Annotated in this window: 6 protein-coding genes; 5 read left to right on the top strand and 1 reads right to left on the bottom strand. The window is 75.5% G+C overall.

Annotated elements, in window-relative coordinates; all coding sequences use genetic code 11:
• From K6U79_11025 to K6U79_11040, 4 genes are all read left to right on the top strand, one after another.
• Positions 1-329 (top strand): ABC transporter substrate-binding protein (locus tag K6U79_11025; GenBank protein ID MCL6522884.1); only part of this gene is annotated, 329 nt, incomplete at its 5' end.
• Between the two features lie 171 nt (positions 330-500).
• Entirely contained in the window at positions 501-1,214 is a 714-nt protein-coding gene (locus K6U79_11030) for an HAD-IA family hydrolase (protein MCL6522885.1), read from the top strand.
• A 111-nt stretch (positions 1,215-1,325) separates the two neighbouring features.
• Positions 1,326-2,651, top strand: a complete 1,326-nt coding sequence (locus K6U79_11035) for an aspartate aminotransferase family protein (GenBank protein ID MCL6522886.1) — start codon at positions 1,326-1,328, stop codon at positions 2,649-2,651.
• A 34-nt stretch (positions 2,652-2,685) separates the two neighbouring features.
• Positions 2,686-3,471, top strand: a complete 786-nt coding sequence (locus K6U79_11040; GenBank protein MCL6522887.1) for a GGDEF domain-containing protein — start codon at positions 2,686-2,688, stop codon at positions 3,469-3,471.
• An 18-nt stretch (positions 3,472-3,489) separates the two neighbouring features.
• Here K6U79_11040 and K6U79_11045 read toward each other — a convergent pair whose 3' ends face one another.
• On the bottom strand, positions 3,490-4,446 hold the full coding sequence (locus K6U79_11045) for an aldo/keto reductase (protein MCL6522888.1): 957 nt from the start codon (positions 4,444-4,446) through the stop codon (positions 3,490-3,492).
• A 231-nt stretch (positions 4,447-4,677) separates the two neighbouring features.
• Here K6U79_11045 and K6U79_11050 point away from each other — a divergent pair.
• On the top strand, positions 4,678-4,973 hold a 296-nt coding region (locus K6U79_11050; GenBank protein ID MCL6522889.1), incomplete at its 3' end, for a hypothetical protein.

Raw genomic sequence — 4,973 nt, forward strand, 5'->3', positions numbered from 1 at the left:
ACACCTACTTCACCAACCACTACTCCTCGCAGGACCCCGACCCCAAGGTGCAGGCCTTCGTCCAGGCCTACAAGGCGCGCTACGGCGAGGTGCCCGACGCGCTGGCGGCGCTGGGTTACGACGCGGTGATGCTGGTGGCGGACGCCATCCAGCGCGCCGGCTCGGCCGACCCCGCCAAGATCCGCGAGGCGCTGGCCGCCACCACCGACTTCCAGGGCGTGACCGGAAAGATCGCCATGGACGCGCAGCACAACCCCTCCAAGCCGGTGGTGCTGATCCAGATGAAGGACGGGCAGCAGACCTTCGCGGGCCGTTTCGGCGGGCAGTAGCGCCGTGACCGGCCGCACTCCCACAGGACGCCTCCGCTCCGGCCGCCCGGCCGGGCGGCGCTCGCCGCCCCCGGGCGGCCTTCCCGTCCGCCGGGGGCGGCGGCCGTCGCAGCGGGCGGAAGGGATCCAGGCCCCGCGCGCCTAACGCCCTGCTGGCGGGGGGTGGCAGCGGTGGCAAGAGGAGCGGTCTTCTTCGACATGGCCAACACCCTCCTCCACCTGGACGGCGAGGCGGTGGCCCGCCAGGTGGCGGCCGTGGGCGGGAGGAGGGTCGAGCCGCGCGAGGTCCGCCGCGCCGAGGCCGAGGTGCGCAAGCAGGGCTGGCCGCAGCGGAGCTGGCCCGGCTTCGACAGGCGGGCGCGGCCCACGCTCGACCTGTTGGCCGAGACGGGGCGCCGGCTGGGATTGGACGAGGAGGCGGCGCGCGGGCTGGCGGCCGCCCTCTGGCGGGAGATGGTCCAGCGCCGGGAGAGCCTCTGGAGCCGCCCCGACCCCGACGCGCCCGCCCTCCTGCCGCGGCTGCGCGCGGCCGGCTTCCGTCTGGGCGTCATCAGCAACGCCGACCGCCACGCCCACGCGCTGCTGGAGAAGAGCGGGCTGGCCCCCGAGCTGGAGCTGATCCTCACCTCGGAGGAGGCCGGGGTGGAGAAGCCCGACCCGGCCATCTTCCTCCAGGCGTTGGAACGGATGCGGGTGAGGCCGGAAGAGGCGGTCTACGTGGGCGACCAGCTGGAGGTGGACGTACAGGGGGCGCAGGCCGCGGGGTTGGCCGCCTTCCTCTACGACGCCTGGGACCTCTGGCCGGAGGCGCCCGTGGTCCGCCTGCATCGCCTGGGCGAGCTGGCCGACCACCTGGGGCTGGCGGAGCCGCCGGCGGGGGCGTGAGCGCGGATGGCCGGAGGAGTGCCCCCGCCGATGATGTAACGTAGCTTGGGGAGGCACTCCCACTTCGCGAAAAGGCAGGGGACGAGCTTGGATCGCAGCCCATCGCAGGCGCTGAGCCGGCTTCCTTACCAGGACCTGGTCGGACACCTGAAGGAGCTCCTGGCCCCCTCGCTGGCCAACGACTGGCCCAACCTTCCCGTCGCCCGGGCGGAGGGTTCGCTCATCTGGGGCGCCGACGGACGCCGTTACATCGACTTCGTCGAGGGCTTCGCCGCCAACAACACCGGCCACCGCCACCCGCGCGTGCTGGCGGCGGCGCGGGAGCAGATGGAGAGGCTGGTGCACAGCGCCATCGGCGTCACCGTCTACGAGCCGGTCCTGCGCTTGGCGGCGCGGCTGCGCGAGGTGACCCCGGAGGGCATCGAGAGCTTCTTCTTCGGCAACTCGGGCGCCGAGGCGGTGGAGGGCGCGGTCAAGCTGGCGCGCTACGCCACCGGGCGCCCCGCGGTGGTCGCCTTCTGGGGCGGCTTCCACGGGCGCACCTTCGGCGCCATGACGCTGACCGCCTCCAAGGCCAAGTACCGGCTGCGCGAGGAGCCGCTCGTCGGCGGCGTCTACCATTCCGTCTATCCCAACGTCTACCGCTCGGCCCACCGCGACGATCCGGAGCGCGTGGCGGAAGAGGCGCTGGCCCATCTCCGGCGTCTCTTCGCCCACGAGGTCGACCCCTCGCAGGTGGCGGCCATCGTCGTCGAGCCGGTCCAGGGAGAGGGCGGCTACATCGTGCCGCCCGCCAGCTTCCTGCATGGGCTGCGCAAGATAGCCGACCGGCACGGCATCCTCCTCGTCTTCGACGAGGTGCAGACGGGCTTCGGGCGGACGGGGCGGATGTTCGCCGCGCAGACCTTCGGGGTCCGCCCGGACATCCTGGTGATGGCCAAGGGCATCGCCTCGGGCTTCCCGCTCTCGGCCATCGGCGCCTCGGAGGAGCTGATGCGCGGCTGGGGCTCCGCCGCCCACGGCACCACCTTCGGCGGCAACCCGGTCAGCTGCGCGGCGGCGCTGGCCACGCTGGACGTGCTGGAGGAGGAGGCGCTCCCCGAGCGCGCGGCGGCGCTGGGGCCCGGGGTGCTGGAGCGGCTCCGCCGGCTGCGCGACGAGTTCCCCGTCATCGGCGACGTGCGCGGCCTGGGACTGATGGCGGCGGCCGAGTTCGTCGACCCGGCCAGCGGCGAGCCGGACGGCGAGACGGCCCACCGGGTCATCGCGGCGGCGCTGGAGCGGGGGCTCCTGCTCTACCCCGCCGGCGTCCAGGGCGAGGTGATCCGCTTCATGCCGGCGCTCAACGTGCCGGAGGAGCTGCTGGAAGAGGGGCTGGAGATCTTCGCCGAGGCGGTCCGCACGGTCGCCAGAGAGCGCGTCGCGCTCCGCGGCTGAGCGGCGGGGGAAAAAGGCGGGCGAGGCGAACGCCATGGCGGCCGAGAGGGGCGACGGCGTCGGGGAGGCGCTCGAGGAGCTGCGCCGGGCGCTGGCGCGGCTGGAGCTGGCGCTGGAGAGGCTGCGCGAGGAAGCGATCCGCGACCCGCTGACCGGCGCCTTCAACCGCCGCTTCCTCGAGACGCGGCTGGCCGAGGAGGTGGCGCGCGCCGAGCGTTACGGCGTCCCCTTCAGCCTCCTCCTCCTCGACCTGGACGACTTCAAGCGCTTCAACGACCGCCACGGCCACCTGGCCGGCGACCGCCTCCTGGCCGAGCTGGCCCTGCTCTGGCGCTCGGCCCTGCGCCAGGCCGACGAGCTCTTCCGCTTCGGCGGCGACGAGTTCGTCGTCCTGCTGCCCCAGACGCCGCGCGGGGCGGCCCTGGAGACGGGGCGCCGCCTGGAGGCGCTCACCCTGGAGGGGGGCAGCCGCGCCAGCCTCAGCGTCGGCGTCGCCGGCTGGCCCGAGGACGGCCGCACGCCCGAGGCGCTCCTGGCCGCCGCCGACCGTTCGCTCTACGAGACCAAGAAGCCCGGAGGCGCCCCCGCGGCGGCGGCGGCCGCCCGCCCCGACGGGGGCGCGCAGCCGGAGACGCTCGAACTGGCCCTGGGCTACGCCGGCGACCCCGGCGCCCCCACCTGCATCTGGATCGACGGACGCGCCGTCCGCGTCCTGGCCGTGGAGCCGGTGGAGGGCCAGCCGGAGAGCCTCGCCCTGCTCACGGAGGAAGGCCGCTGGACGCTGCCGCGGCGGGCGCTCCGCCTGCCGCCCCGCGCCTAGCCTAGCCGGGACGCCGGCTCAGCCGCCGCGCAGGCGGACCGCCAGCCGGCTGCCCGCCAGGACCAGGCGATAGAAGGGGCCGTAGGGCGGCAGCGGCGGGTGGAAGTCCCGCGTCGGGCCCGGGAAGGCGGCCTCCAGCTCGGCCGCCACCTCCTCGTCCAGCGCGAGCCGTGCCGCGGCGGCGTTCTGGCGGACGTGTTCGGGCCGGACCGCCTTGGGGATGCCCACCACCCCAGGCTGGCGCACCAGCCAGGCCAGCGCCAGCTGGACCGGTTCCAGGTCCAGTCTCCGCGCCACGCTCTCCAGCCGCTCCCAGCCCCGCCAGCGGCGGAAGCGGCCGTGGGCCAGCGGGCTGTAGGCCAGGAGGAGCTGGCCGTGCTCCCTCGCCCAGGGCAGCAGGCTCCTCTCCGCCCGCCGGTCGCCGAGCCCGTAGGGCACCTCGTGGAAGGCCAGGTGCTCGCCGGCCGGCAGCGCCTGCCAGGCGGCCCGCAGCCAGGGAAGGTCGAAGTTGCTGATCCCGGTGAAGCGCGCGAGGCCGCGCGCCCGCATCTCCCGGAAGGCGGCCAGCGTCTCGCCCAGCGGGGCCGAGCGCGTCGGCCAGTGGAGCAGGACCGCGTCCACGTAGCCCGTGCCCAGGCGCCGCAGCGAGCCCGCCAGCGCCGCCAGCGCCTCGCGCCGCCCGGCGTGCGAGGGCCAGATCTTGGTCACCAGGAAGACGCGCTCGCGGCAGTCGCGAACCGCCTCTCCCACCACCCGCTCCGCGCCCCCGGCACCATACAGCTCGGCCGTGTCGATGAGGGTCATGCCCAGCTCGATGCCCAGCCGCAGCGCCTCCACCTCGCGGGCGAAGGAGGCGCGCGACTCGCCCATCCCCCAGGTGCCCTGCCCCAGCACCGGCACGAGTACGCCGCCGCCCGGAATCTCGCGCTGCGGCAGCGCCTGCGGCCGCCCCTCGCCGCCCCGGCCTCCTCCCATCGCCTCGCCCCCTTCTCCCTTCCGCTCGCCGCGGCCCCTCGCCCGCCGGCCGCGGCCCGACCCTCCCCGGTCTCGAGCGGCGCCGGCCGGCGTACAAGGTGGGGAGAGAGCCGTCTCCCGCCCTTCGCCGGGACGCCTGCCCGCCGCTCCCGCCTTGGGAGGCGTGCGGCCCCGCGCTATCCTCTTCCAGTCGGGGAAGATACCCCCAGAATCGGGAAGGAGGCCTCCGCTTTGTCCGAGCGTCCCGACGGCGAGGAGAGCGCATCCGCCCGGGCCGGAAGCCCGCCCGAGCCGGTCGCCGACGCTCGCCTGCCCGGAGCGGGCCCGCGCCCCGGCCGCCGCCGGGCGCTCTGGGCCGGCTTGGCCCTCCTGGTCTTCTTCGCCGTCGTCTCGGCGCTTCTCCTGCCCCGCGCCGGCCGCGCCCCGGAGAGCCGGTCCGCGGCGCTAGGTGCGGCGGCGACGCTGGCCAAGGCGGTGGCGGGCGACCTGCCGCCGGTGACGGTGCTGGTGCTCGGCGTCCAGCAGGC

This window comes from Bacillota bacterium, assembly GCA_023511835.1.
GTDB lineage: Bacteria > Bacillota > Sulfobacillia > JAIMAT01 > JAIMAT01 > JAIMAT01.